This is a genomic window from Arthrobacter sp. AG1021, from assembly GCF_003633665.1.
Taxonomy (GTDB): Bacteria; Actinomycetota; Actinomycetes; order Actinomycetales; family Micrococcaceae; genus Glutamicibacter; species Glutamicibacter soli.
Window position 1 is genome coordinate 315,849 of the sequence record NZ_RBLB01000010.1, and the last position, 22,343, is coordinate 338,191.

The 22,343-nt window shown below is 69.5% G+C and carries 13 protein-coding genes; 5 read left to right on the plus strand and 8 right to left on the minus strand.

The window, feature by feature from the left end:
• Positions 1-191: 191 nt before the first annotated feature.
• The 3 genes from DFO58_RS18305 to DFO58_RS15045 all read right to left on the minus strand — a co-directional run bounded on the left by DFO58_RS18305 (position 192) and on the right by DFO58_RS15045 (position 6,401).
• A complete protein-coding gene (locus tag DFO58_RS18305; protein WP_147407300.1) occupies positions 192-551 on the minus strand; it encodes a hypothetical protein in 360 nt (119 codons plus the stop codon).
• Positions 536-5,992, minus strand: coding sequence for a DUF6531 domain-containing protein (locus DFO58_RS15040; protein ID WP_120991571.1), 5,457 nt, complete (start codon positions 5,990-5,992; stop codon positions 536-538). The genes DFO58_RS18305 and DFO58_RS15040 overlap by 16 nt, the downstream gene beginning before the upstream one ends.
• 127 nt (positions 5,993-6,119) lie before the next feature.
• Positions 6,120-6,401 (minus strand): hypothetical protein, encoded by a 282-nt coding sequence (locus DFO58_RS15045; RefSeq protein ID WP_047118162.1) that lies wholly within the window; start codon positions 6,399-6,401, stop codon positions 6,120-6,122.
• A 334-nt stretch (positions 6,402-6,735) separates the two neighbouring features.
• Here DFO58_RS15045 and DFO58_RS15050 point away from each other — a divergent pair, with 334 nt between their 5' ends.
• The 3 genes from DFO58_RS15050 to DFO58_RS15060 all read left to right on the plus strand — a co-directional run bounded on the left by DFO58_RS15050 (position 6,736) and on the right by DFO58_RS15060 (position 15,254).
• Complete coding sequence (locus DFO58_RS15050) at positions 6,736-9,630, plus strand: hypothetical protein (protein ID WP_120991572.1); 2,895 nt, start codon at positions 6,736-6,738, stop codon at positions 9,628-9,630.
• Positions 9,627-10,913 (plus strand): ABC transporter substrate-binding protein, encoded by a 1,287-nt coding sequence (locus DFO58_RS15055; protein ID WP_120991573.1) that lies wholly within the window; start codon positions 9,627-9,629, stop codon positions 10,911-10,913. Before DFO58_RS15050 ends, DFO58_RS15055 begins: the two co-directional genes overlap by 4 nt.
• A 63-nt stretch (positions 10,914-10,976) precedes the next feature.
• The gene (locus DFO58_RS15060) at positions 10,977-15,254 is read left to right on the plus strand and encodes an FtsK/SpoIIIE domain-containing protein (protein ID WP_120991574.1); all 4,278 of its coding nucleotides are present in this window, start codon (positions 10,977-10,979) and stop codon (positions 15,252-15,254) included.
• Positions 15,255-15,275: 21 nt separating this feature from the next.
• Here the strand turns inward: DFO58_RS15060 and DFO58_RS15065 are convergent, their stop codons facing one another.
• The 5 genes from DFO58_RS15065 to DFO58_RS15085 form a co-directional block, all read right to left on the minus strand.
• Positions 15,276-17,252, minus strand: coding sequence for a serine/threonine-protein kinase (locus DFO58_RS15065; protein ID WP_183043216.1), 1,977 nt, complete (start codon positions 17,250-17,252; stop codon positions 15,276-15,278).
• A 100-nt stretch (positions 17,253-17,352) separates the two neighbouring features.
• Entirely contained in the window at positions 17,353-17,766 is a 414-nt protein-coding gene (locus DFO58_RS15070) for a DUF3151 domain-containing protein (protein WP_053797195.1), read from the minus strand.
• A 2-nt stretch (positions 17,767-17,768) separates the two neighbouring features.
• Positions 17,769-18,791, minus strand: coding sequence for a class II fructose-bisphosphate aldolase (fbaA, locus tag DFO58_RS15075; RefSeq protein WP_047118166.1), 1,023 nt, complete (start codon positions 18,789-18,791; stop codon positions 17,769-17,771).
• Between the two features lie 145 nt (positions 18,792-18,936).
• Positions 18,937-20,184, minus strand: coding sequence for a peptidoglycan DD-metalloendopeptidase family protein (locus tag DFO58_RS15080; RefSeq protein ID WP_120991575.1), 1,248 nt, complete (start codon positions 20,182-20,184; stop codon positions 18,937-18,939).
• Between the two features lie 122 nt (positions 20,185-20,306).
• Complete coding sequence (locus DFO58_RS15085; protein ID WP_082123777.1) at positions 20,307-20,960, minus strand: RNA methyltransferase; 654 nt, start codon at positions 20,958-20,960, stop codon at positions 20,307-20,309.
• 197 nt (positions 20,961-21,157) lie between these two features.
• On the opposite strand from DFO58_RS15085, the gene DFO58_RS15090 reads away from it, so the two are divergent.
• The gene (locus DFO58_RS15090; RefSeq protein WP_113607713.1) at positions 21,158-21,955 is read left to right on the plus strand and encodes an HAD-IIA family hydrolase; all 798 of its coding nucleotides are present in this window, start codon (positions 21,158-21,160) and stop codon (positions 21,953-21,955) included.
• 106 nt (positions 21,956-22,061) lie between these two features.
• Entirely contained in the window at positions 22,062-22,301 is a 240-nt protein-coding gene (locus DFO58_RS15095) for a hypothetical protein (protein WP_047118168.1), read from the plus strand.
• Positions 22,302-22,343: the final 42 nt, after the last annotated feature.

Genomic DNA, 22,343 nt, shown 5'->3' on the forward strand with positions numbered 1-22,343 from the left:
TTCCGTCAGCCGCTTCAACTTGGCTGCCACGGAACTTCGGGACCGCTAATCCTATTCGGCATCCACCTGGTCGTAATTTTCACGTAGCCGGATTCTGCGTACACATCGGTGGGTACCGTGAGCAAGCAATGTCGCTTGTGTGATCGCGGATTGGCATTCAATTCAACGCGAAGGACTCCATGAAGTACAACCTACCGTTTCCGGCTACCCAGCAAGCCGAATAGACCGGTCCGTCCGCCGTTGTGCCGGGCGAATCTGCGCAGCTCCCCGATCAGCACCGCAAATCTTGCCGTAGCTTGAGAATCCACTTCCCCGCTTGAATTCGTTACCGGATGATCGCTGATGCTCATGGGACCGGCTCGCAGCGCCTCTTGCAGTTCCCGGGTGATCTGCCGCAGCCGATCAGGACGGACACCCGCCTCAAGTTCACTGGCGAACGCCCTGAATGTCTGGGCGGCTGCCGTGAGGCGCTCGTGTTTCACGTACGAAGACAGTTCACGCAACTGCTCCGCAACTTGCCCGAACGATTTGCGTTCTAGTTCAGCTGCCATGATTCAATGATCTCCCCTCGGTCCCACGGGTTCGGGATATAGGTCTGATTTGTCCCTCCAGGATAAATAGTGCCATCATTGCCCGTCTGGGGTGCCACAGTCCCTGAATAAGTGGTTGTGCCCGGCGTGAACGAGGCACGGTATGCGCTGTCGATGGGGCTCGCGTCACCCGTGGGCCACACCGGAAGGACCGCCTTGTCGTTTCTGACCTGCTCAATACTGACTGGACGATCACTGGACCAGAATCTGCCCCACGGAGAGGTGCTCGTGCTGTCACCCGCGCGGTACAGGAGGGTCTCGCCATGCGTGTACCCGGACCGGTAAATTCCGAACCTGAAGGTGCTGGCGGTGTCGCGGTTCAACCATGCAGGTTTGTACCCGGTAACCCCTCCTGTTATTCCGCCGATCCCTGCCCCGGTCAGGCCTGATTGCACGTACCCTTGCACGGTGTGCGGCCCGTCTCCCACCGCGTATCCCGCAACGCCCGACACACCACCTTCAACAGCACCGCTCGAAGCACCGACTGCTGCGCGTGCGGCCAGACCCCCACCATATTTGGCAGCTACTAATGCGCCGGTCCCCGCACCAAACGCACCGGAAACTCCCCCAATGGCGGCATCTACTCCCGCTTTCCCCCAATCCACAGTTCCGTTCTGGTGCTTTTGCGATGCCACGGAGATTCCGCCTGAAACGAGCGCTCCGGCACCGGCCATCAGGGCCAGTCCAGCTGGACCGCCCACACCCGTGAACATCAATCCGACACCCACCACAATGGCAGCGCCGGCAACAACATACTCCCAGTTCTCGCTCATCCAGTCGCCGGCCGCGGCCAGCGCGCCGTTGTTCGATTCGCGGTATGCCGTCAACTCGTCTTCGGTGACCGGGCGCAGGCCGAGGGGGTCGATGGCGTGCAGCGGGTCATTGCCCGCATAGGAGTAGGGGTTGGCCGCCCAGCCGGCACCGATCACCGGCTCCAGCGGGTCCACGGACAAGAAGCCGCGGGTGGACGGATCGTAGGCGCGCGCGCCCAGCCAGTCCAGCCCGGCAACCTGCACGCCGCCGTTGGCGGCCAGGCCCAGGCCCTCAGACAGGCCGGGCAGCGACTGTCCTGCCAGAGCCCAGGGGTTGGCCGCCGCCGTGGGATGTTCGCCGCGCCAGCCGGCCGAGAGCAGGGTGCCGTCCACCGCGGCCAGCCCGCCGGGCATCGCGGTGACCGAGAGGCCACCCACCGACAGGACGCGCGGTGCATACTCTGCGGTGTCCCACCACAGGCCGGTGCCGTCGACCTCGGCCAGTTCACCCAGCGCGTCGACCCACAGCTCGTGGCGGGTGGTGCCCGTAGCAGCGGTGCGCTCGACCTCGCGCAGCGTGCCCATGGCGGACCACTGGTAACGGGTGGTCCCGTCCTGCGCGTGTGCGGCGGTGCGCCGTCCCGCGCCGTCGTAGTCGTAGGTGGTCGCCGTGTCATCGGTCGAGCGCACGCGTAGCTGCCCGGCCGCGTCGTACTCGTAGTCGCGGGTCTGCCCATCCACGGTTTCACGCGCCAGACGCCCGGCGGCGTCGTAGCGCCACTCGGTCACGGTGCCATCCGCCCCGCTCATCCGCACCAGCTGGCAGGCGGCATCATAGGCGTAGGCGGTGGTGCCGTCGGCGTCATGGATGGCGGTGATGCGCCCGTCCTCGTCGCGTTCCAGCGTGCTGGTTTCCACCCCGTCCGGGCCGGCGATCCGGTGCGCGGCCAGGACGCCGTCGCGGTAGTCCCAGTACTGGACCAGATCCCCGGCCACGGCGCCGACCAGGTTGCCGCAGACGTCGTAGGCGTAGCTGACGGTGCCGAACACCGGGTGCTGCACGGCGCTCACGCGCCCGGCGGCATCGCGCTGCCAGCGGGTGCGCCGGCCGGTGGCGTCGGTGCGCGCGGTCCGCCGCCCGTCGGCATCGTATTCCCAGGCCAGGCCCTGGTCGTCGCGGGTGCGCTCGATCAGCTGGCCGCGCCGGTTGAAGCGCAGCACGTGCTGCACTGTGCGCCCGTCGCCGCGCGTGGCGTCGGTGATCCGCACGCAACGGTTGGCCGCGTCGCGCTGCAGCTGGACCAGGGTGTTGCCCGCGCTGGCGGTGGCGGCCAGCCGCCCGGCCGCGTCGTAGCTCCACTCCAGGCGCCGCCCGTCCGGGTCCTGCTGCCAGGTGGGCCGCCCGGCGGCGTCGTACCCGGCGGTGGTGCGCCGCCCTAGCGGGTCGGTTTCGGCCACCACGCGGTCCGCCGCATCGTATTCGCGCACGGTGACCGCGCCCAGCGGGTCGGTGATGGAGGTGAGCCGGCCGCGCTCGTCGTAGCCGTAGCGGGTGACCCCGCCCAGCCCGTTGACCGCCTCGATCAGCTGGCCGGCGGCGTCGTAGCGGAAGCGGCGCAGGCCGTTGACCGGATCCTCGGCACCGGTCCGCCGCCCGGCCTTGTCGTACCGGTAGCGGCAGGTGCCCCGCCCGGGCAGGGTGCGGGAGATGACCCGGCCCATCGCGTCGTAGCGGATCCGCTCGGCCTGCCCGTCCGGGAAGACGCGGGCGATCACGCGCGAGTCGGCGTCGTAGCGCAGCTCGGTGCGCGCCCCGGCCGGGTCGGTGGCGGACACCGGGCGCCCGGCGGCGTCGTAGTCGAAGGAGGTGACCGCCCCGGTGGGGCTGATGCGCTCGGTGACCCGTCCGGCCGCGTCGCGGCGCAGCAGCGTCAGCCCGCCCTCGCCGTCGACCAGCTCGACCACCCGTCCGCAGCGGTCGTAGCTGGCCAGCTCGCTGGAGCCGTCGCTGGTTTCCACGGCCACCGGACGGCCGTACTCGTCGCTGCGCAGCGTGCTGCGCTCGAAGGCGTCGGCCACGTTCAGGGCCCCGGAGGCCGGGTCCGCGGTGTAGGCCTCGCGCACCCCGGTGGGGTCCACCTGGGCCGACAGCTCGCCGTTGACCGTGTATTCGCGGATCCACCGGCTGCCGGTGGGGTCGGTGATCGCGGTCAGCCGCGAGAGGGTGTCGTGGGCGAAGTGCCATTCGGCGCCGTCGGGCAGCACCAGGGCGGCAACCCGGCCCAGGTCATCGAAGCGGCGGCTGATGGCCCGGCCCAGCGGGTCAATGGTGCGCTCAAGCTGCCCGTGTGTCCCGTACTCCAGGGCGGTGCGCGCCCCCAGCGGGTCGATCACGGCGGTCAGCCGGCCGCCGGCGGCGTGTTCAAAGCGCCACAAAGCCCCGTCGGCGTCCAACCGGGAGGCCAGGTTGCCGGCGGCATCGTAGAGGTAGGAGGTGCGCGCCCCACCGGGGCTGATCGCCTCGGTGACCCGGCCGGCCTCATCGCGGTGCAGCCGGGCGGTGTCGCCCATGGCGTTGGTGACGGCCACCAGGTCGCCGTACCGGTCGTGGGTGAAGTGAAGGGTGACACCGGTGGGGTCGGTGACCCGAGCCAGCAGCCCGTTGGCCCATTCCAGCTCGGTACGCCCGCCCTCCGGATCGATAATCAGCGCCGGGTTGCGCTCCTCGTCGTTCGCGTAGCGGTACTCCACGGTGGCCCCGGTACCGGTGACCACGGTGGTGGGCCGGTCGAGCTCGTCCCAGCCGTAACTGAACTCGGCACCCTCGCCGGTCAGCGTGCGGGTGCGCCGTCCGCGCTCGTCATAGGCGTGCACGGTCAGCGTGCCGTCGCGCTCGGTGACCGAGACCAGGTTGCCGTGCCGGTCGTAGCTCATCGACTGTCGGGCGTCCTGCCCGTCCACGACACCCACTAGACGGCCGCGGGCGTCGGCGATGAAGTTGTTGGAGCGCGTCCCGTCGGCGTCGGAGACCACGGTGAGTCGTCCGGGCAAGTAGGCAAAGCGGGTGCTGCGTCCGAAGCAGGACTCCTGGGTGGCGACCCGCCGCTTCTCGTCGTAAGTGTTGCGCGCCTCGATGACCCCGGCGGCGTCGGTGACCGCGCGGATGAGCCCGTCCTCGTTCCACTCGTAGCGGCGCGTGCCGCCGGGCCCGGTGGCCGAGCACAGCCGCCCGGCCTCGTCGTAGCCGAAGTCCACGCGGCGTCCGTCGCTGGCGCGCAGGGCAAGGACGCGGGTGGCCGCGACCTCCGGGTCGGTGTACTCGGCTTCGATCCAGCGGCCGCGCTCATGGGTGAGCCGCGTGATCAGGTGTCGCTCGTCGCGCCGAACCGTCAGTGCGGTGCCGGCCCCGGATTCGTGGGCCAGCCAGGTCCCGGCGGGAGTGAAGATCCAGCGGGTGCCGGTACTGTCCGCCGCGGTGAGCACCGGGTGCCCGTCGCGTTCGGCGCGGCACAGCCAGAGGTTCTCCCCGTCGGCCCGGTCCCAGCCCTCGCCCAGGCGAGGGAAGTGGATCTGCCGCCCGTCGGGCAGCACCAGGTCGGCCCCCTCGTCGCCCAGCTCAAGGCGCACCTCAAACACCGAGGACCAGCCGGGGCCGAACAGCCCCTGAGCGTCGGCGAGGGAATTGTAGGCGCGGGTGGCGGACAGGGCCGCGGCGGCGCCGGCGAAGCCCAGGTCCACCTCGGGCTCCATGAAGTTGCCGGTGGAGGTGTTCACCGGATCGGCGGAGTAGCCGGTGGTCGGCGGGCCACCGTAGGCCTGGGCCGGGGTGATGGTCAGGTCCTGGCGGCTGGAGCCGATGCCCTGGGCGTCCAAGGCAGCCTGCAGGGCGGCGTTGGACAGCCGCTGCACCTGGCCCTCGCCGCCGGCGGCGGCAAACGCGCCGGCGATGGTACGCGCCCAGGCGACGTCCTGTTCGTTGGCCTCCAGCCAGCGGTCGTAGCCGCGCACCACGCCCCCGGCGGAAAGCCGGCCGTAGGTGCAGCGGGCGGCGAAGTCATCGAGGTGGGAGCGCAGCGAACGCGGGGTGCCGGAAAGCTCGGAGTTGAGCCCGGCCGAGCCGTTGGCGAAGCTGCGCAAGTCGGCCGGGCGCGCGGCGGAGACGCCGGTCCCGCCGCCGCCTCCGGACCCCGGCGGCGGGGTCTGACGCACGCCGGTTTGCGGTGCCGCGGCCTGGACGGAGACGGGGGCCGAGGGCGGGCCGACCGGCGGGTCCTCCTCGCCGAAGACCGCGTCCCAGGCGTTCAAGAATACGTTGGCGTCGCGTTCGTCCTTGCGCTGCTTCCATTCGCGGGCCAGCCGGCGCCGCTCGTTCTCGGCCTTGGCCTGATCGTTCAACTGCCGGGCGCCGTCCGCCGTTTCACGCAGCCGGTCGGCCAGCTCGCGGCGGTCCGCCGCGGCCACGCGCGCGTTGTCGGAGAAGAGCCGGGAGAAGTGTCCCTCGAAGTCGGCCTTGGCCGATGCCACGAAGCCCGCGCGGGGGCCGGCCTGGCCATCGAGCTTGCTTGCTGCATTGCGGAATGCGGTGATCAGCGCCTCGGCTGTCCCGAAGTCGAAATCCACATCCCGGTCAAAAACTCCGAGGTTGACCACGCGTGTCCTCCATTATCGAGCCGCACGGCCCGGCCGGCGGCAGCTTTGCTCCTTGCGGGCGCACCGCTGGGCGACGCGCCGGAAAAAATCCGGGGCCGCGAACGGCCCCGGATGCACCCTTGGCTGCTTAGTTGCCGCCACCGGCGGTGAAGATGTTCTGCGAGATCTGGCTCAGCTGGCCGCGCAACTGCTCCAGCTCGGTGCGGGCCTTGTCCAGGGCCGCTTTGGTCTCCGGCCAGGTGGTGCTGCGGAACTGGATGGCCAGCGGCCCGTCCCAGACGTTCGGGTCCGACAGGGTGCGGCCCTGGGCGTCGAGCTGGTTGATCTGGTCGGTGAAACCGCCGTTGATGATGGCCTGCAGCTGCTGGATTGAAGTCTTGGCCTGCTCGGTTGAAAGAACACGTGACATGGGAACCTCCGCAAATCGTGGTGGCCCCCGGCAAAATGCCGTGTCGTCCGGGAGCCCAGAACATGAGTAACTCTAACAAGATGAATAGAAAATCCCAAACGATGACGCGGACAAAATTTCGTCCAAAAGGCTGGAAAACGCCGAAATCCCGCGGGATGAGCAAGCGGCGATTTCTTAACCGCAAGTCCGGGAGCGAACCGCCCGTTTAACGGTTCGCACCGCAAACAGCCTATTATCTCAAGGGGAGTTAGCAACCGGAGGGAACCCATTGGCACACTCGCAGCCACGCAGACAGCATGCACGACCGCCCAGGACCGGAAGGCTGGCCCGTACCGTGGGCGCGTTCCTCTCCGTCGCCGCGCTCGGGCTCATCACCAGCTGCAGCAACGCGCCGCAGGCGATCGAGAACCCCTCGCGCGTGCTGCAGTCGGTGGACGTCGAGCTCGCGTCCAACGCCTCGATTGCCAGCGTGAACGGTACTGCGATCGCCGTGGACGACGCCTCGGGCGAATCCTCGACGACCACTAATTCCTTCGCCCCGGCCGAGGTGGCCGGAGACCTGCCGGTGCGCGTCAGCACCTACTACCGCACCGACAAGGCCAGCGGCACGGACCTGAAGGACCTGGCCGGCTATACCGGGCGGGTCCAGATCGAGCTGTCGGTGGAAAACCTGACGGTGGCCCCACGCGAGGTCTCCTTCGACGTGGCCGGGCAGAACCGCACCGAACCGGCACTGGTCGGCGCGCCCATGACCATCGCAGCCTCGGCCGAGATCCCGGGCCTGTCCCCGAACAACATCGTCGCGGCCTCCGGCTCGGACGAGACCGGAACCAACGGCATCATCAGCGCCGCCACCAACGGCAACACCGTCATCCAGTGGGCCACGCTGCTGGCCCCACCGGTCTCCCCCGCCACCACCACCCTGCGCCTGGTCGCCGAAGTGCAGGACTTCACCGTTCCGGGCATCGATCTGGCGGTGCAGCCGGGGATGCACACCGACCTGTCGGCCGAGGGTGTGCTGGATACCGCCTTTAATGAGAGCGCCACCTCCGAGCTGGCCCTGCAGCGGCGCACCATCGAGCTGATCACCGACGTCAACGAGGTGCTCGCTCGTGCCGGCGGCACCATCACGGAACTGCGCACCAACCTGGAAAGCACCTCGGACACCCTCGGGGTGAGCACCGTGCAGCACCTGCGTGAGAGCAGCGAATCACTGGCCGGCACGCTCAGCGGGCTGAAGCAGCAGCTGGGGCAGCTGGAAACCGACCTGGGCTCCACCGTCACCGCCGCGGACAGTGCCACCACGGCGCAGCTGATGCAGACCGTGAGCACCATGGACCGCATGCTCGGCGACACCTCAGCGCAGATAACCAAGCCGGCCCTGAAGGGCGAGGGCTGCCAGGCCATGGTGGCCCCCAAGGGCGAGGCCTCCAGCGTGTACTCGAACCTGATGCTGATCTCCGCCCAGCTTGAGGGGTATGCCGAGTCCACCGCCGGCTGCCGCGACGAGCTGGCCGATAACCTGCAGCGCATCGTGGGCCCGGCCGATCCGGACATCGAGAACTGCGACACCCCGTCGCTGACCTGTGCCTTCCGCGCCTCGTCGATTAGCGTGACCGGCGAACTGATCAAGCTGGTGCTCGAAGGCGACAAGCTGGTGCAGTCCCTGCAGCCGGAGATCATCGGCAACGCCATCTCCAGCCACGAGGCCATTGCCGGGTCACTGATTGAGATGCAGAGCGCCTTGGACGCGCTGCAGACCACCGCCGACACCGACGAGGTGACCGTGGCGCTCAAGGCACTGCGCGAATCGCTGAAGGTTTCCGAGGACAACCTGGCCGCGGTGGAGAAGACCGTGGGCTCAATCCACGACATCGCCACCGAGAACGCCGCACTGGTCGGCCATCCGGAGGACTCGAAGTCGATAGCCGGTCAGAACGCCACGCTGGTCGAGGAGATCTGCGAACTGGCAAACCGACGTGAGGTGACGGAGACCGCTGCCCGCGAGCTGATCGCGTCGCTAACCGCGAATGACACCTGCGTCATCGACCTGCCGCCGCTGCCGACCGAGACACCGGAGCCAGAGCCGACCGGCGAGACTTCCCCGTCACCGAGCGATTCGACCACTCCTGCCCCGGAGCCGTCCGAGACTCCGGCTGAGTCGGTCGAGCCGACCGAATCCACCGAACCGACCGAGACCTCGGCACCAGCCGAGTCCCCGAGCCCGACTGAAGTGGACGCCGAACGGGCTGCGTTTACCAAGCCACTAATCACTGGCGGCCCCAAGGAGCCAATGGATGAGCGCCTGGCCGCGCAGGCCAAGGCCTGGAACTCCGTCGCCGCACTCAGCAACCTGGAGAATGATGATTCCGGGCTCGGCCAGCAGCTGACCGCATCCAAGGATCAGCTGAAGGACATCGCCGCGAAGATCGACGCAGTGGAGACTGCGGCGACCAATGGCAGCGGCAACATCCAAGACGCCATTGACGAGCTGCGCGCCGCGCTGCAGGTCTCCCTGGTCGACAGCAAGATACTGGGCAAGTCCCTCGCCGATCTGCAGGGACAGCAGGAGCGCCTTGAAGCCGGCATCGAGGAAGCGTTCGGCAAGGCCTCGACCGAAACCCAGCAGCAGGTCAACGAGTTGATCGACGGCCAGATTCGGGTGCTCTCGGAACAGGGCGCGACCAGCCGCGAAGCCGTGCTGACCGCTTTCAACCGCTCGGTCACCGGCCTGTCGGGCACCTCCGGCGAAGTCGCTGCGGACGCCAAGGCCACCGTGGACAAGCAGCACGCGCAGCTGAACGAACAGGCCGAGGCACTGACCAAGGCGATCGGTGAGCAGACCGCCTCCTCGCTGGAGCAGATCGCCGCGCGCACCACAGCCTCGACCCGCGACGTGGAGGGCGGCGAAGGGCTGCTGTCGGCCTCGCTGAGCAAGGTGCTGCTGGATCTGGGCGACCGGTCATCCAACGGATCCGGGCTGCTCGGCGCGCTGGCCACCAGCGCCGCCATGTCCGACACCGCCGACTATCAGCTGGCGCTGGCCACCGAGCATGCCGACGGCTACGCCAACGTGCGTGCAGAGGACATCGCGGCCATCCTGCACCGCCAGGCCCAGTTCAAGGCCGCCCTGGAAGCGGCCGGTGACCTGCCCAGCTTCCACCTGCAGGTGTCAGAGGGCACCTCGGTGCGCACCCTGTACGCCTTCCATCTCCAGGCCGGCAAGTGAGCGCCCGCAGCTCGCGCCGCCTGATGCCGGTACTCGTGGTGGGGCTGGCCCTGGTGCTGGTCGTCGCGATCGCCGCGGTGATCTCCCGCCCCGAAACGGCTACCGGTGAACCGGTGGGCAACTCCGTGCCGGTGGCCCTGACCGCCCAGGGGCTGCCGCGGGACACGAGCATCGGGGTGATCCTCTCGCTGGGCTCCGCGCAGGGCTCCGAATGGAAGGATGCGGCGCAGGGCGCGGCCGTGGCCGCCCACCGCCTCGCCGCCGGCGGCTCGCCGGTGATTCTGGAAACCCGGGATGATCGGGGCACCTCCCAGGGAGCCCGCGACGCCGTGGCCGAGTTGGCCGCCCAAAAGGTGGCCGGCATTGTGCTGGCCACCTCCGGCGAACACGTGCCCGCGGCCCTGCAGGCCGCGCAGGAGGCAGGGATCCCGGTATTGCTGCCCTACTACAGCGGCGAGCTGTCCGGCTTCGATACGGCATATAGCCTGACTCCCGGACCGCAGCCGGTCTCCGCGGCCATGAAGTCCGCGCTGGGCGAGGCCGGACACGTGATGCTCATTGACCTGGGCGGCCCGGCACCCGAGGGAATCAACCCGGCCGAGCGTCGCGCACCGGCGGCGGGCGATGACCTGAACACCCTGGCCGTCGAGGTCTCGAAGCTGGCCGCCCCCCAGCGCGGTGAACCGGTGGACGCCGTGCTCATCACCGGACCGGCCACCCGGCAGGCCGCAATGGTGCACGCCCTGCAGCAGCGCAACATCAGCCTGCCGCTGGTGCTCGGCCCGGCCGCCACCAGCCCGGGCTTCGAATCGGCCCTGCACGAGGCCGGGGGCAGCGCCTCCAGCCGGCTGCTGAGCGTCGGTACCGGTGCCGTGGACGCCGCCGCACTGCGCCCCGGGGACGAAGGCCGGGCCATGTCCGGTTTCCTCGCCGCCGTCCGCGTCATGGCCGAAGATCCACAGGTCATGAACCTGACCGGGGATCAACCCTTCGCGAAGGTGGCCCCCGTGGCCGAGGCCCACAGCCACGACGCTGTGATTGCCTTGGTCCACGCCGCGGCCCACGCCAAGAGCGGCGAACCGGGCGCCGTGGCCGGGCAGCTGGATAAACTGTCACTGCAGGCCGGCCACGGCATTGCCGGAGGCGACCTGGATCTGGGCCGCGACGCGGACCAGGCGCAGGCGGTCGTCCTGCATCTGGCCAGCCAGGACCTGGGGCTGCGCCCGGCACCGTCCGGTGCCCGGATCCCGGCGCGCTGGTTTGCCGGCCCCGCCGGCAACTAGGCCACCTGCCACGACCGGTTACGCGCACAGGAGTGCGCATGAAGCTGTTGGAAGGGAGCACGGGTGCGCGTGTTGATCCAGCTGGGCGACCAGCGACTGGACCGCGAACTGACGGGGCGCGATGACGCCCTGACGCTGGGTGAGCTGATCGATCGGGCCGGCGGCACCGCACCGGGCCCGGACACCACGCTCTATGTGGATGACGTCCCCGCCACTGCCGGCACCCCGCTGGGCGAAGTGCTGCTGCTGGAGGGCAGCACGATCTCGCTGTCCCCCGTCCCCCGGCCACAACCGCTCACCGGCTGGAGCGTCACGGTCTGCGGCGGTCTGCACGCCGGGGCCGTACAGCCGATCCCCGAGCACCGCCCGTTACTGCTGGGCCGCTCCCCGCAGGCCGACATCGTGCTGGACTCCGAGAGCGCCTCCTGGAACCACGCCAGCATCCAGCTGGAGCAGGACGGGGTGCGCGTCCGCGACCACGGCTCAACCAACGGCACCCAGCTGGATGGCACGCCGGTCGCCGAAGACGGGGAGCTGATCACCGAGGCGGCCACCGTGCTGGTCGGCGGCACCGCCCTGCTGCTGCGCCCGCAGCTGTCCGAACGCCTGGCACCGCGGCCCGGCTCGCTACACAACCTCACCCCTGCGGCCACCGCCCCCTTCAACCGCCCGCCCCGCCCGGGCCTGGACCCAGCCCCCGAACCGCTGCCCGCCCCGGCACCGAAGGACGTGGCCCCGGCCTCCAAGTTCAGCTACATCACGGTGCTGGCCCCGCTGCTGCTGGCCGGCGCCATGGTGATGATGCTCGGGGACCTGCGCTTTGCCATGTTCGCCCTGCTCAGCCCGGTGATGGCGATCGGCATGTGGTTCGAGCAGAAGCACCGCCACACCAGGAACCTGAAGGAGGAAAAGAAGCGGTTCGAAACGGCCCTTGAGGAGTTCGAGGGGCAGATCGCCCGGGCGGCCGTACGCGAGGCCGAGCGGCGCCACACCCGCATCCCGGATCCGGCCACCACGCTGCGCGTACCCGCCCTGCCCACCACCGCTCTGTGGCAGCGACGGGCCGGCGACCACGACTTCCTGGCCCTGCACGCCGGAACCGGAAACGTGCCCTGGCAGCCGGAGATCGACCGGCGCGCCACCCCCACCCTGGACCCGCGGGTGCGCGAGCTGATCGAGGCCAGCCACATCCCGGCGGCCCCGGTGGTCGTGGACCTGACCGGCGCCGGCGTCGTTGGCATCGTGGGCGAGCGCGAGGGGGCGCTCGCCCTGGTCCGCAGCCTGCTGGTGCAGGCCGCCGTGCACGCCGGGCCGGCGGACCTGCGCATCGCCCTATTCTGCGACCGCGGACGGCACCCGGCATGGGAATGGACCGGCTGGCTGCCGCACACCCGGCGCGCCGGGGCGGCCACCGGGGAACGCTGGCTGTCCGATGACCAGCGCCGCAGCGCGCGCCTGCTGCGCGCCCTGCGCGAGGACAGCATCCAGCGCAGTGAGGGAGCCACGCTGCTGGTGCTCGACTCGGAGGTGCTCACCGAGGGCCGCGACGCCCCGGCCCGCGCGCTGCTGGGGCACGGGCGGGACGCCGACTCCGGGCTGGGCGGTACGCGCCGCGCCCACCAGGTCTCCGGGATCGTCATCGCCGCCACCGAGCAGCAGCTGCCCGCGGCCTGCAGCACGGTGATCCGGGTCGGCGCGGACGCCGCCGGCACCGTGCACGGGCTGGGCGAGCAGTCCGAGGTCGAGGACGTGGTGCTCGCCGGGCTGCCGGTCGAGCGCGCCGAACGGGCCGCCCTGGACCTGGCCCGTTTCGACGACCCCGAACTGGTGGTCCCAGGTGCGGCGCTGCCCGCCCTGGTCAAGCTGCCGGCACTGCTGGGCCTGGAGCAGATCAACGAGGCTGCGATCGGCGAGCTGTGGCGCACCGCGCGCGGGGTGTCCACCCCGATCGGCAGCACCGAGGCCGGCACCATGATGCTGGATTTGGTCAAGGACGGGCCGCACGGCCTGGTCGGCGGCACCACCGGCTCGGGCAAGAGTGAATTCCTGCGCTCGCTGGTGGCCGGGCTCGCCGCCCGCAACGACGCGACCAAGCTGAACTTCATCCTCATTGACTTCAAGGGCGGGGCGGCCTTCGCCGCCTGTGAGGCGCTGCCGCACACCATCGGCACCATCTCCAACCTGGACGAGCAGCTGGCCGACCGCGCGCTGCGCGCCTTGGAGGCGGAGATGGCCCGGCGCCAGCGGATCTTCGCCGCCGCCGGGGAGGACATCGACAACCTGGACGCCTACCTGGCCACCAACCCGGCCGAGCCGATGCCGCGGCTGCTGTTGGTGGTCGACGAGTTCGCGATGCTGGCCAAGGACTTCCCCGAGGTGCTCTCCTCGCTGGTCTCGGTGGCGGCGGTGGGCCGAACCCTGGGCGTGCACATGATCCTGGCGACCCAGCGCCCCGCCGGGGTGGTCAATGACGACATCCTGGCCAACACGAACCTGCGGGTGGCGCTGCGCGTGCAGAGCCGGGAGGACTCCTCGAACGTGATCGGCGTGCCGGACGCCGCGGCCATCGGCCGGGCGCAGACCGGCCGCGGCTTCATCAAGCTGGGCCAGGACGACATCAGCGCCGTGCAGACCGCCCTTGTCACCGGGCGGGCCAGCACCGCCAGCGGCGGCGGGCTGCGGGTGAGCGAACCCGGACACTTCGGCGCCCCCGCCCCGGCACCAGTAGCCGAGCCCGAGAGCACCAGCGATGACAGCGACCTGGACCTGCTGATCGCCGCGATCCGCCAGGCCCACGCGCAACGTGGGCTGGGCGAGCCCCGGCCGGTGTGGCCCGGGGCGCTGGGCGATCAGGTGCAGCTGGCCGGCTACACCCCGGCCTCGCGGCGTTCCGCCTCCCTGCCCGCGGTCGGCGCGGTGCGCGGGCAGATCATCGAGGTGGCGCTGCGCGATGAGCCGGAGTTCCAGCGCCAGGTGCCCGCCGGTTGGGACCTGTCCGAGGGCAACCTGCTGCTGCTGGGAATCGCCGGCTCGGGCACCAGCACCACCCTGGCCTCGATCGCATTGACGGCCGCCGCCGCGTATTCGCCCGGGGAGCTGGACCTGCTCATCCTGGACCTGGGATCGCGCACACTGGCCCCGCTGGCCGGACTGCCGCACACCGCCGCGTACGTGGGCACCGGCGCGGGCGCCGCGGAGCAGCAGGCCCGGTTCCTGCGCCACCTGCGCAACGACCTGGCCCGCCGCCGTGCCGAACCGGCTGCCCGGCGGCGCACCCTGGTGCTGCTGGACGGGCTGGCCACCCTACGCGATGAATTCTCCGACTACGACGGGCTGGCGCTGATGGACGCGCTGAACCGCGCGTACGCGGACGGCCCAGCCTTGGGTCTGCATTTTGCGGTTAGCAGCACCCGCGCCAAGGCGGTGCCCACCGCCATTGACGAGGTCACCACACAGAGGTGGCTCTTCCGGCTGGCCGACCCGTATGACTATTCCACGCTCGGGGTGCGCGGAAGCAACATCCCCGCCGCCGTACCCGGGCGCTGCGTGGCCGCCGCCCAGCTGCGCCAGATGCACGTGGCCACCCCCGGCACCGAGCTCGAACAGGCGGTCGCCGAGGCCGCCGCCCGCTGGCCGGAGGCACGGCCCAAGGCGCCGGTCATCGGCCAGTTGCCCGCCCGGGTCGCGGCCGGCAAGCTGCCGGCACCCGGACTGGCGGCCGAGCCGTGGCGGATCCCGGTGGGACTACGCGAGGAGGACCTGGCCCCGGGCTGCCTGGAAATCTACGAGGGCGAGCACGTGCTCATCGCCGGCCCGGCCCGCTCCGGCAAGTCCAGCCTGCTGCTGGCCCTGGCGGACTCGCTGCGCGGCATCCCGGGCCCGGACGGCACCCCGGTGGCGGTGTGGGGCGTGTGCGATCGCCGCTCGCCGCTGGCGGATGCGGACCTTGACCGGGTGGCGGTCGGTTCCGCGGACCTGCCCGCGCTGCTGGCCTCACTACGCCTGGAGCGCGGGCCGGTGGTGCTGCTGGTCGATGACGCCGAGCGGTTCGAGGACACCGACCAGGCCCTGGCCGGGCTGCTGAACTCTCCACCCGCGGGGTTGTGCGTGATCGCCGCCGGGCGGGCCGCGGAGCTGCGCGGGCTCTACGCGCACTGGACCAAGACCCTGCGCAAGTCCCGCTGCGGGGTGCTGCTGCAGCCTGATGCGGACTTCGACGGGGAGCTGCTGGGCGTGAACCTGCCGCGGCGCGCCCCGGTGGCGGTGACCACCGCGCGCGGCTACCTCTGCGTGGGCGGTGCCCCGGCGTTCATCCAGGCCATGGGGCCCTCCGAGAACTGACCAGGCGAATCCGACTCCCGGCTACTGCCGGGTGGTGATGCCGAACGGCTCGCTGGCCAGGTCGGTGAAGTTGCCCACCGAAGCGCGCAGCGTGCACTGCGGGGTCACCGACAGCGCGGTGACCACCAGCCCGTCCCCGGAGACGGCCACCGCCCCGGAGCAGGCGTCGGAGAAGCGCACCCCTGCCTCGCCGCCGGCAATCGAGCGCAACGTCGCCGAGGGCTTGCCGGTGGCGGGGCTGGCATACAGCGGGCTGAGCACGTCCGGGCCCGCGGGCCACACCGGTACCAGGGTCACCGGCAGCGTGGTGCCGCTGACCGTGCGGGCGGGAGTCTGCACCACGATGTCCTGCAACCGCTGCGCCGGGTAGGCCGAGCCCTCGACCCGATCGTCGGCGAGCGCCTGCTCGGTGGCGGCCGCGGCCTGCTGCAGCCATTGATCCAGCGCGTCATCCCCGCTCAGCGCCAGCGGCAGCGTGGCCTGGACTGTCACCTGGCCGCGCGCCGGGATGCTGATCCCTGACAGGTTCCACCCGCACTCGACCGAAATCCCGGTGAGACTGGGCTGGTTGCGTTCGCCCTGCGCCTGGCTGAAGTCCACCGCCGGGCAGCCCGAGGTACCTGGTGCCGCCGGCAGCACCTCCAGGAACGGCCCGGTCAACGGGGCCTTCTGTGCCGAATACGTGAATTCAAGGTGCACCTGCTTGGCCTGCGCGTCGTAGCGTACCGAGCGTGCGGTGGCCAGCCCACTTGGTGTAGCCTGGCCCTGCCAGCTGGCGGTGGCATCCGGGGCTGGGACGGCCTGCGGTTCGGTGCGTCCGAACAGCGCGATGCTGCCGGCGATGACGGCGGCCAGTAGCACCACCGCGGCGGCCAGCAGGCCCAGGGACTTGGCGTTGAGCCAGCTTGGGCGCCGTCTGTTCCCGGCGTTCTCCGTGGCCTCGGTGGGTGGTGCCGCGGGGGTCGGCAGGTCGCTGCGGCGCAGACGGAAGACCGTGTGCCGGGCGCTGGTCCCCAGATCGGGCGCCTCTGGCGAGGTCAGCTGTCCAACCATGGCGGCGGCGTCGGTGGGCTCGGGGTCGGCCTGCTGGATTCCGCGCAGCACGGTGGCCGGACGTTGCAGGTCCTCGAAGTGTTCCGGGTCCACCACCGGCGGCAGCGCCGGCAGGGAGGCGTGTGCGGCGGCCAGCGCGCGCAGGGTGGTTGCGGCCTCGGCGGCGGCCGGGCGAGCCGTGGGGTCCTTGTGCAGCATGGCGGCCAGCGCGTCCCAGAGTGGGCCCGGTACGTCAATCCGCGGCGGCATGACGCTGACGTGGCGGAAGGCGATCGTGAAGTCGGTGCCGGACCCGGCGAAGGGGGTGCGCCCGGACAGCAGCTCGTAGAGCATGATGCCCGCGGAGTAGACATCCCCGGCCGGTCCGGCCTCGCCCCGGCTGGTCAGTTCCGGGGGCATGTATGCCGGGGTGCCCATGATCTCGGTGGTCCGCCGGGATTGCCCGGACATCACCGAGGCGATGCCGAAGTCAGAGACCCGCACGTTGCCGGCCGCATCCCCGGGGGCGGCCAGCAGCACGTTGTCAGGCTTGATGTCCCGGTGGGTGGTGCCCGCCGCGTGCGCCGCGGCGAGCGCGTCCAGCATCTGGGCGGCAAGTTCCAGCGCCTGGGACGGCGGCAGGGTGCCCACCTCGAGCAGCCACTCGCGCACCGAGCCGCCGGGGACCAGGTCCATCACGATGGCCAGCCGGCCCCCGTCGACCACCAGGTCACGCACCGCCACGATGTTCGGGTGGCGCAGCGCCAGCAGCACCGAGCGTTCCCGCACGAACCGTTCGACCAGCCCGGCGTCCTGCGCGTGCTCCTCGCGCAGGATCTTGGCGGCCAGGTCCGCGCCCGGATCGTGGGGGCGGACCCGCCAGACCTCGCCAACGGCCCCGGAGCCCAGCGGCTCGACAAAACTGTAGGAGGCGCCCAGCGCCTGGCCCGGCTGCACGTTGCTCATGGTTTCTCCCCTGCCCGTTTACGGACGCGTCGAAGCGCACGATTGCCCGGGCCGATGCGGGACCGGCCCGGGCAATGATGCGAGGATGCTGCTTCTCGGGCTACTTGGCCTCGATGGCCGCCCGGGCGCTCGGATCCGAATCGTTCAGGAACTTCCCGATCCGCTCGACTTCCTCGGCTTCGCCGATGGCTGCGGCCGCGCGGCCCAGCGCGTACAGCGAGCGCAGGAAGCCGCGGTTCGGCTCATGGCTCCATGGCACCGGACCCTGTCCGCGCCAACCGGCCTTGCGCAGCGCGTCAAGGCCGCGGTGGTAGCCCACGCGGGCGTACGCGTAGGATTCCACGGTGCGGCCTTCGGCGTGTGCTTCGTCGGCCAGCAGCGCCCACACCAGGGAGGACGACGGGAACTTCGCAGCCAGATCCACCGCTTCGTCGCCGGCCTCAAGGCGGGCGAGCACGTCGGTTTCCTCCGGCAGCAGCGTGGCCGGGATGCCCAGCAGGTTCTCTCCGACCATGGCTACTTCAGGCTCTTTCCTGCCGAGCCCAGCTGGCGGGCGGCTTCCACGATGCGGGCGGCCATGGATTCTTCGGCCTTGGCGCCCCAGACGCGCGGGTCGTAGGTCTTCTTGTTGCCGATCTCGCCGTCTACCTTCAGCACGCCGTCGTAGTTGGCGAACATGTGGCCAGCCACCGGTCGGGTGAAGGCGTACTGCGTGTCGGTGTCGATGTTCATCTTGATCACGCCATAGGACACCGCGTCGGCGATTTCCTGGTCGGTGGAGCCCGAGCCGCCGTGGAAGACCAGGTCGAACGGGTTGGCCTTGCCGATCTTGGCGCCGACCTTGTCCTGGATGTCCTTGAGCAGCTCCGGACGCAGCTTCACGTTGCCCGGCTTGTAGACGCCGTGGACGTTGCCGAAGGTCAAAGCGGTGATGTAGCGGCCCTTTTCGCCGGCGCCCAGGGCGTCAATGGTGGCTAGCGCATCCTCGACGGTGGAGTACAGCTTGTCATTGATGGCGTTCTCCACGCCGTCCTCTTCGCCGCCCACGGCGCCGATCTCAACTTCGAGGATTTGCTTGGCGGCGGCGGTGCGCGGCAGCAGCTGGGCTGCGATGCGCAGGTTCTCTTCCAGGGTCTCGGCCGATCCGTCCCACATGTGCGAGTTGAAGAACGGGTCGCGGCCGGCGGCGACCTCTGCCTCCGAGGCGGCCAGCAGCGGCAGCACGAAGCCGTCGAGCTTGTCTGCAGGGCAGTGGTCGGTGTGCAGCGCGATGTTCACGCCGTAGTTCTTGGCGACCTGGCGGGCGAAGGCTGCGAAGCCCAGCGAGCCGGCAACCATGTCCTTGACCGAGGCGCCGGACCAGTAGGCGGCGCCGCCGGTGGAAACCTGGATGATGCCGTCGGATTCGGCCTCGGCGAAACCGCGGATGGCGGCATTCAGGGTCTGCGAGCTGGTGACATTCACCGCTGGGAAGGCGTAGCCGCCAGCCTTGGCGGCATCGATCATTGCATTGTACTTATCGGGGGTTGCGATAGGCATGCTTCACTCCTGTGAGGATTGGCGGGGTTCACGCGTCGCCGTCGACGGCAGTTCGTGTCCATCCTATCGGTTTGCAGGGGCCGGCAGACCTAAATCTGTCTTCGTGACACGCCAACTTCTGCCCCTGCCCCGGCTGCATCGCGGGCTAGCTCGACTCGGCGGCGCCGGAACCGGACCCGGACGGGCTCTGCGAGCCCGGCTTTTGGGTTGGCGCCGAGGTTGGCTTCTTGCTCGGGGTCGGTCCGGTCGAGGGGGCTTCGGTTGGCGGCGTCGCCTCGCCGGTGGGCTTCGCCGATCCGCTGGGCGACTCGGATTCGGACGGCGCAGTGCTTGGCGAGGGCTTGGCGCTTGGCGATTCGGAGTCTGGAGCCGAGGATCCCGGGCGTTGGGTCTGGCTCGGCGACGGCGCGGGCTTCTGGGACTGCGAAGGCTTGGGCTTGGCACTGGGCTTCGGCTTGGGGACCACCGGGGTGTCATCCTTCGGCACCACGACATCTGGATCGGTGCTCAGATCGGATTCGTCGCGCACCGGCGGCTTGCCGCCATCGCCCTTCGGCGCGCTGTTGGCATTAACTGTCAGGCGCGAGGAATCGATCATCGCCTGGCCCTGGCCCGGGATGATCGGCAGGTAGTTGCGCGGATCGTGCCAGCGGCCGTCCACGATGACCTCGAAGTGCACATGGCATCCGGTGGAGTTGCCGGTGGTTCCCGACAGGGCGATCAGCTCGCCCTGCTTGACCTCCTGGCCCACCGAGGCGATGAGTTTTGAATTGTGGCTGTAGCCGGTCTGCACGTCGCTGCCGTGGTCGATGCTCACGCGCATGCCGGAGTGCCCCGCCCAGCCGGACACCGTCACGGTCCCCGCCTCGGCGGCATACACCGGGGAGCCGCAGGCGATCGGGTAGTCCTGGCCGATATGGATCTGGTTGCCGGCGCCGGTAGGGTTCGACCGCCAGCCGTAGGGGCTGGAGATACGGCGGGTTGTGACCGGGTGCATCAGCTGCAGGCCGCCGGGGAGTTCGCCGACCTGGCCCACCTCGCCGGCGAGCAGCGTGGAGTTCTCCTCCGATTCGGACTGCTCATCCACCGGGGATTCGTCGGCGCCGGCCAGCATGCCCAGCGGGCGTCCGTCGATGGCCAGCTCCTTGCCGGAGCCGCCGAATGCATGAAGCGGGGCGTCCTGGCTAACGAGGATCGGATCGTTATACAGCCCGGGGTCGGATAACGCGTTGATGGCGACAGGGAGGTCGCCGTTGCGCGGATCAGCCGTCTGGGCCACCAGGGGAATCGCCACGGCGCTGGACAGCGCCAGTGCTGCGGCAGTCGATATCCCCCAGACCACCACCGGTTTTTTGCGTCGGGGAAGCCCGGGCAGCAGAAGGTCATGGTTCACCTGATGACGTCGACGCACGGATTAATCCCCCCGGATCACAAATTCATATCGTTTCCAAGCCTAGGGGTTCAATGGCAACTAATCCAGATGCTCGACTAAAGAGCTTATTAATAAATTCCTTGTTAACCTACTTTTTGCCCGAAGACGTGGCGGCGGATCCAAGCATGCATCGCGATGCCTGCGGCCGAGGCCGCGTTGATCGACCGGGTGGAGCCGAACTGCTCGATGGACAGCGTGTCCTTTGCCGCGGCGTGGACTTCCGGGCTCAATCCCGGCCCTTCCTGGCCGAACACCAGGACGCAATTGCGCGGGATGTCGTAGGTTTCCAGCGGCACCGAATCCGGGAAGATGTCGATGCCCAGGATGGTCAGCCCTTCAGCTTCGGCCCAGGCGACAAATTCCTCGACCGTGGCGTGGTGGCGCACGTGCTGGTAGCGGTCGGTGACCATGGCGCCGCGGCGGTTCCAGCGGCGGCGTCCAATGATGTGGACTTCCTTGGCCAAGAAGGCGTTGGCGGAGCGGACCACGGTGCCGATGTTCATGTCGTGCTGCCAGTTCTCGATGGCGATGTGGAAGTCGTGGCGGCGCTCGTCGAGGTCGGCGATGATCGCATCCATGGTCCAGTAGCGGTATTTGTCGGCGACGTTGCGGCGGTCGCCTTCGGCCAGCAGCTGCGGATCATATTTTTCGTCCTGCGGCAGCTCGCCTTCCCAGGGCCCTACGCCGATGACGTGCTCGGCGGTGTTCTCGGTTGCTTCATTCACTTCGTGGCTCACACATTTAAGGGTAGTAGGTCGCGGGAGTGCCGCCGTTCACTGCACCTCCCGCGGATGCTGTGTAGGCTTTGGGTTACAGGGAAACTTTCAGCGCAGATAGCTCCCGCCACCTACTGCCAATGGAGGAATGACACCTCGTGACCCTCAGCAACCGCGCCGCACGCACCGTCCACGATATCGAATGCTGGCTGACCGACATGGACGGCGTCCTGGTCCACGAAAACCACGCACTCAAGGGCGCCTCGGAGCTCTTGCAGTACTGGCGCGAGAACAACCTGCGCTTTCTGGTGCTGACGAACAACTCCATCTACACGCCGCGCGACCTGCGCGCCCGCCTGCTGGCCTCCGGGCTGGACGTGCCGGAGGAGAACATCTGGACCTCCGCCATGGCCACCGCCGAGTTCCTGGCGCGCCAGCGCCCGGGCGGACGCACCTTCGTGATCGGCGAGGCGGGATTGACCACGGCCCTGCACGACGCCGGGTTCATCATGACCGACCAGAACCCCGATTACGTGGTGCTCGGCGAAACCCGCACCTATTCCTTTGAGGCCATCACCAAGGCCATCCGCCTGATCGAGGGCGGCGCGAAGTTCATCGCCACCAACCCGGATGCCACCGGCCCATCTGCCGAGGGCAGCCTCCCGGCCACCGGCGCGATTGCCGCGCTGATCACCCGGGCGACGAACCGCGATCCGTATGTGGTGGGCAAGCCGAATCCGATGATGTTCCGCTCGGCTTTGAACAGGATCGACGCGCACTCGGAGACCACTGCCATGATCGGCGACCGCATGGACACCGACATCGTCGCGGGCATGGAAGCAGGCCTGCTGACCGCGCTGGTCTACTCGGGAATCACCGCGCGCGAGGACATGGACACCTTCCCGTTCCGCCCCGACCTGCAGTACCCGTCGGTTGCCAACCTGCATGCCGAACTCGTCAAGGGGCGCGTCCCGTCCGACGCCAATCCGGCCGAAACCAAGGCCGCTTCCAAGTAGCCTAGTTTCCCATGCCCCGGCAGCCGTTGAACCGGCTGCCGGGGCATTTTTCTTTGTCGCACCAACACCCTAGGCAGGGACGGAACACTGGCGGATACTAGGTGCCATGGAGAACTATCGTTCCCGGCGGCGGGTCTGGAAGTTCGTGCTCATCGCCGTGGGACTCTATCTGGGCCTGACGCTGCTGATCGCCGTGAACTACGCGATGCGCTCATGCCTCGGCGCCGGGGCGGAACTGCACTGCTCCATGAGCAACACCGTGGTGTGGGGCGAGCACAAGCTGTTCGGCTTCATCGCGCTGGTCTACCTGGTGCTGGTCGTCGGACTGTGGGCCAAGCGCCGTTGATCCGTTCCCGAGGCCGCCGGGGCGGCAATTCGCCGCCAAGCA

Bases quoted from the DNA above. Each gene is read 5' to 3' on its own strand.
- DFO58_RS18305 (WP_147407300.1), bottom strand. From the start codon at position 551: ATGGCAGCTGAACTAGAACGCAAATCGTTCGGGCAAGTTGCGGAGCAG.
- DFO58_RS15045 (WP_047118162.1), bottom strand. From the start codon at position 6,401: ATGTCACGTGTTCTTTCAACCGAGCAGGCCAAGACTTCAATCCAGCAG.
- DFO58_RS15065 (WP_183043216.1), bottom strand. From the start codon at position 17,252: ATGAGCAACGTGCAGCCGGGCCAGGCGCTGGGCGCCTCCTACAGTTTT.
- DFO58_RS15070 (WP_053797195.1), bottom strand. From the start codon at position 17,766: ATGGTCGGAGAGAACCTGCTGGGCATCCCGGCCACGCTGCTGCCGGAG.
- fbaA (WP_047118166.1), bottom strand. From the start codon at position 18,791: ATGCCTATCGCAACCCCCGATAAGTACAATGCAATGATCGATGCCGCC.
- DFO58_RS15090 (WP_113607713.1), top strand. From the start codon at position 21,158: ATGGACGGCGTCCTGGTCCACGAAAACCACGCACTCAAGGGCGCCTCG.
- DFO58_RS15095 (WP_047118168.1), top strand. From the start codon at position 22,062: ATGGAGAACTATCGTTCCCGGCGGCGGGTCTGGAAGTTCGTGCTCATC.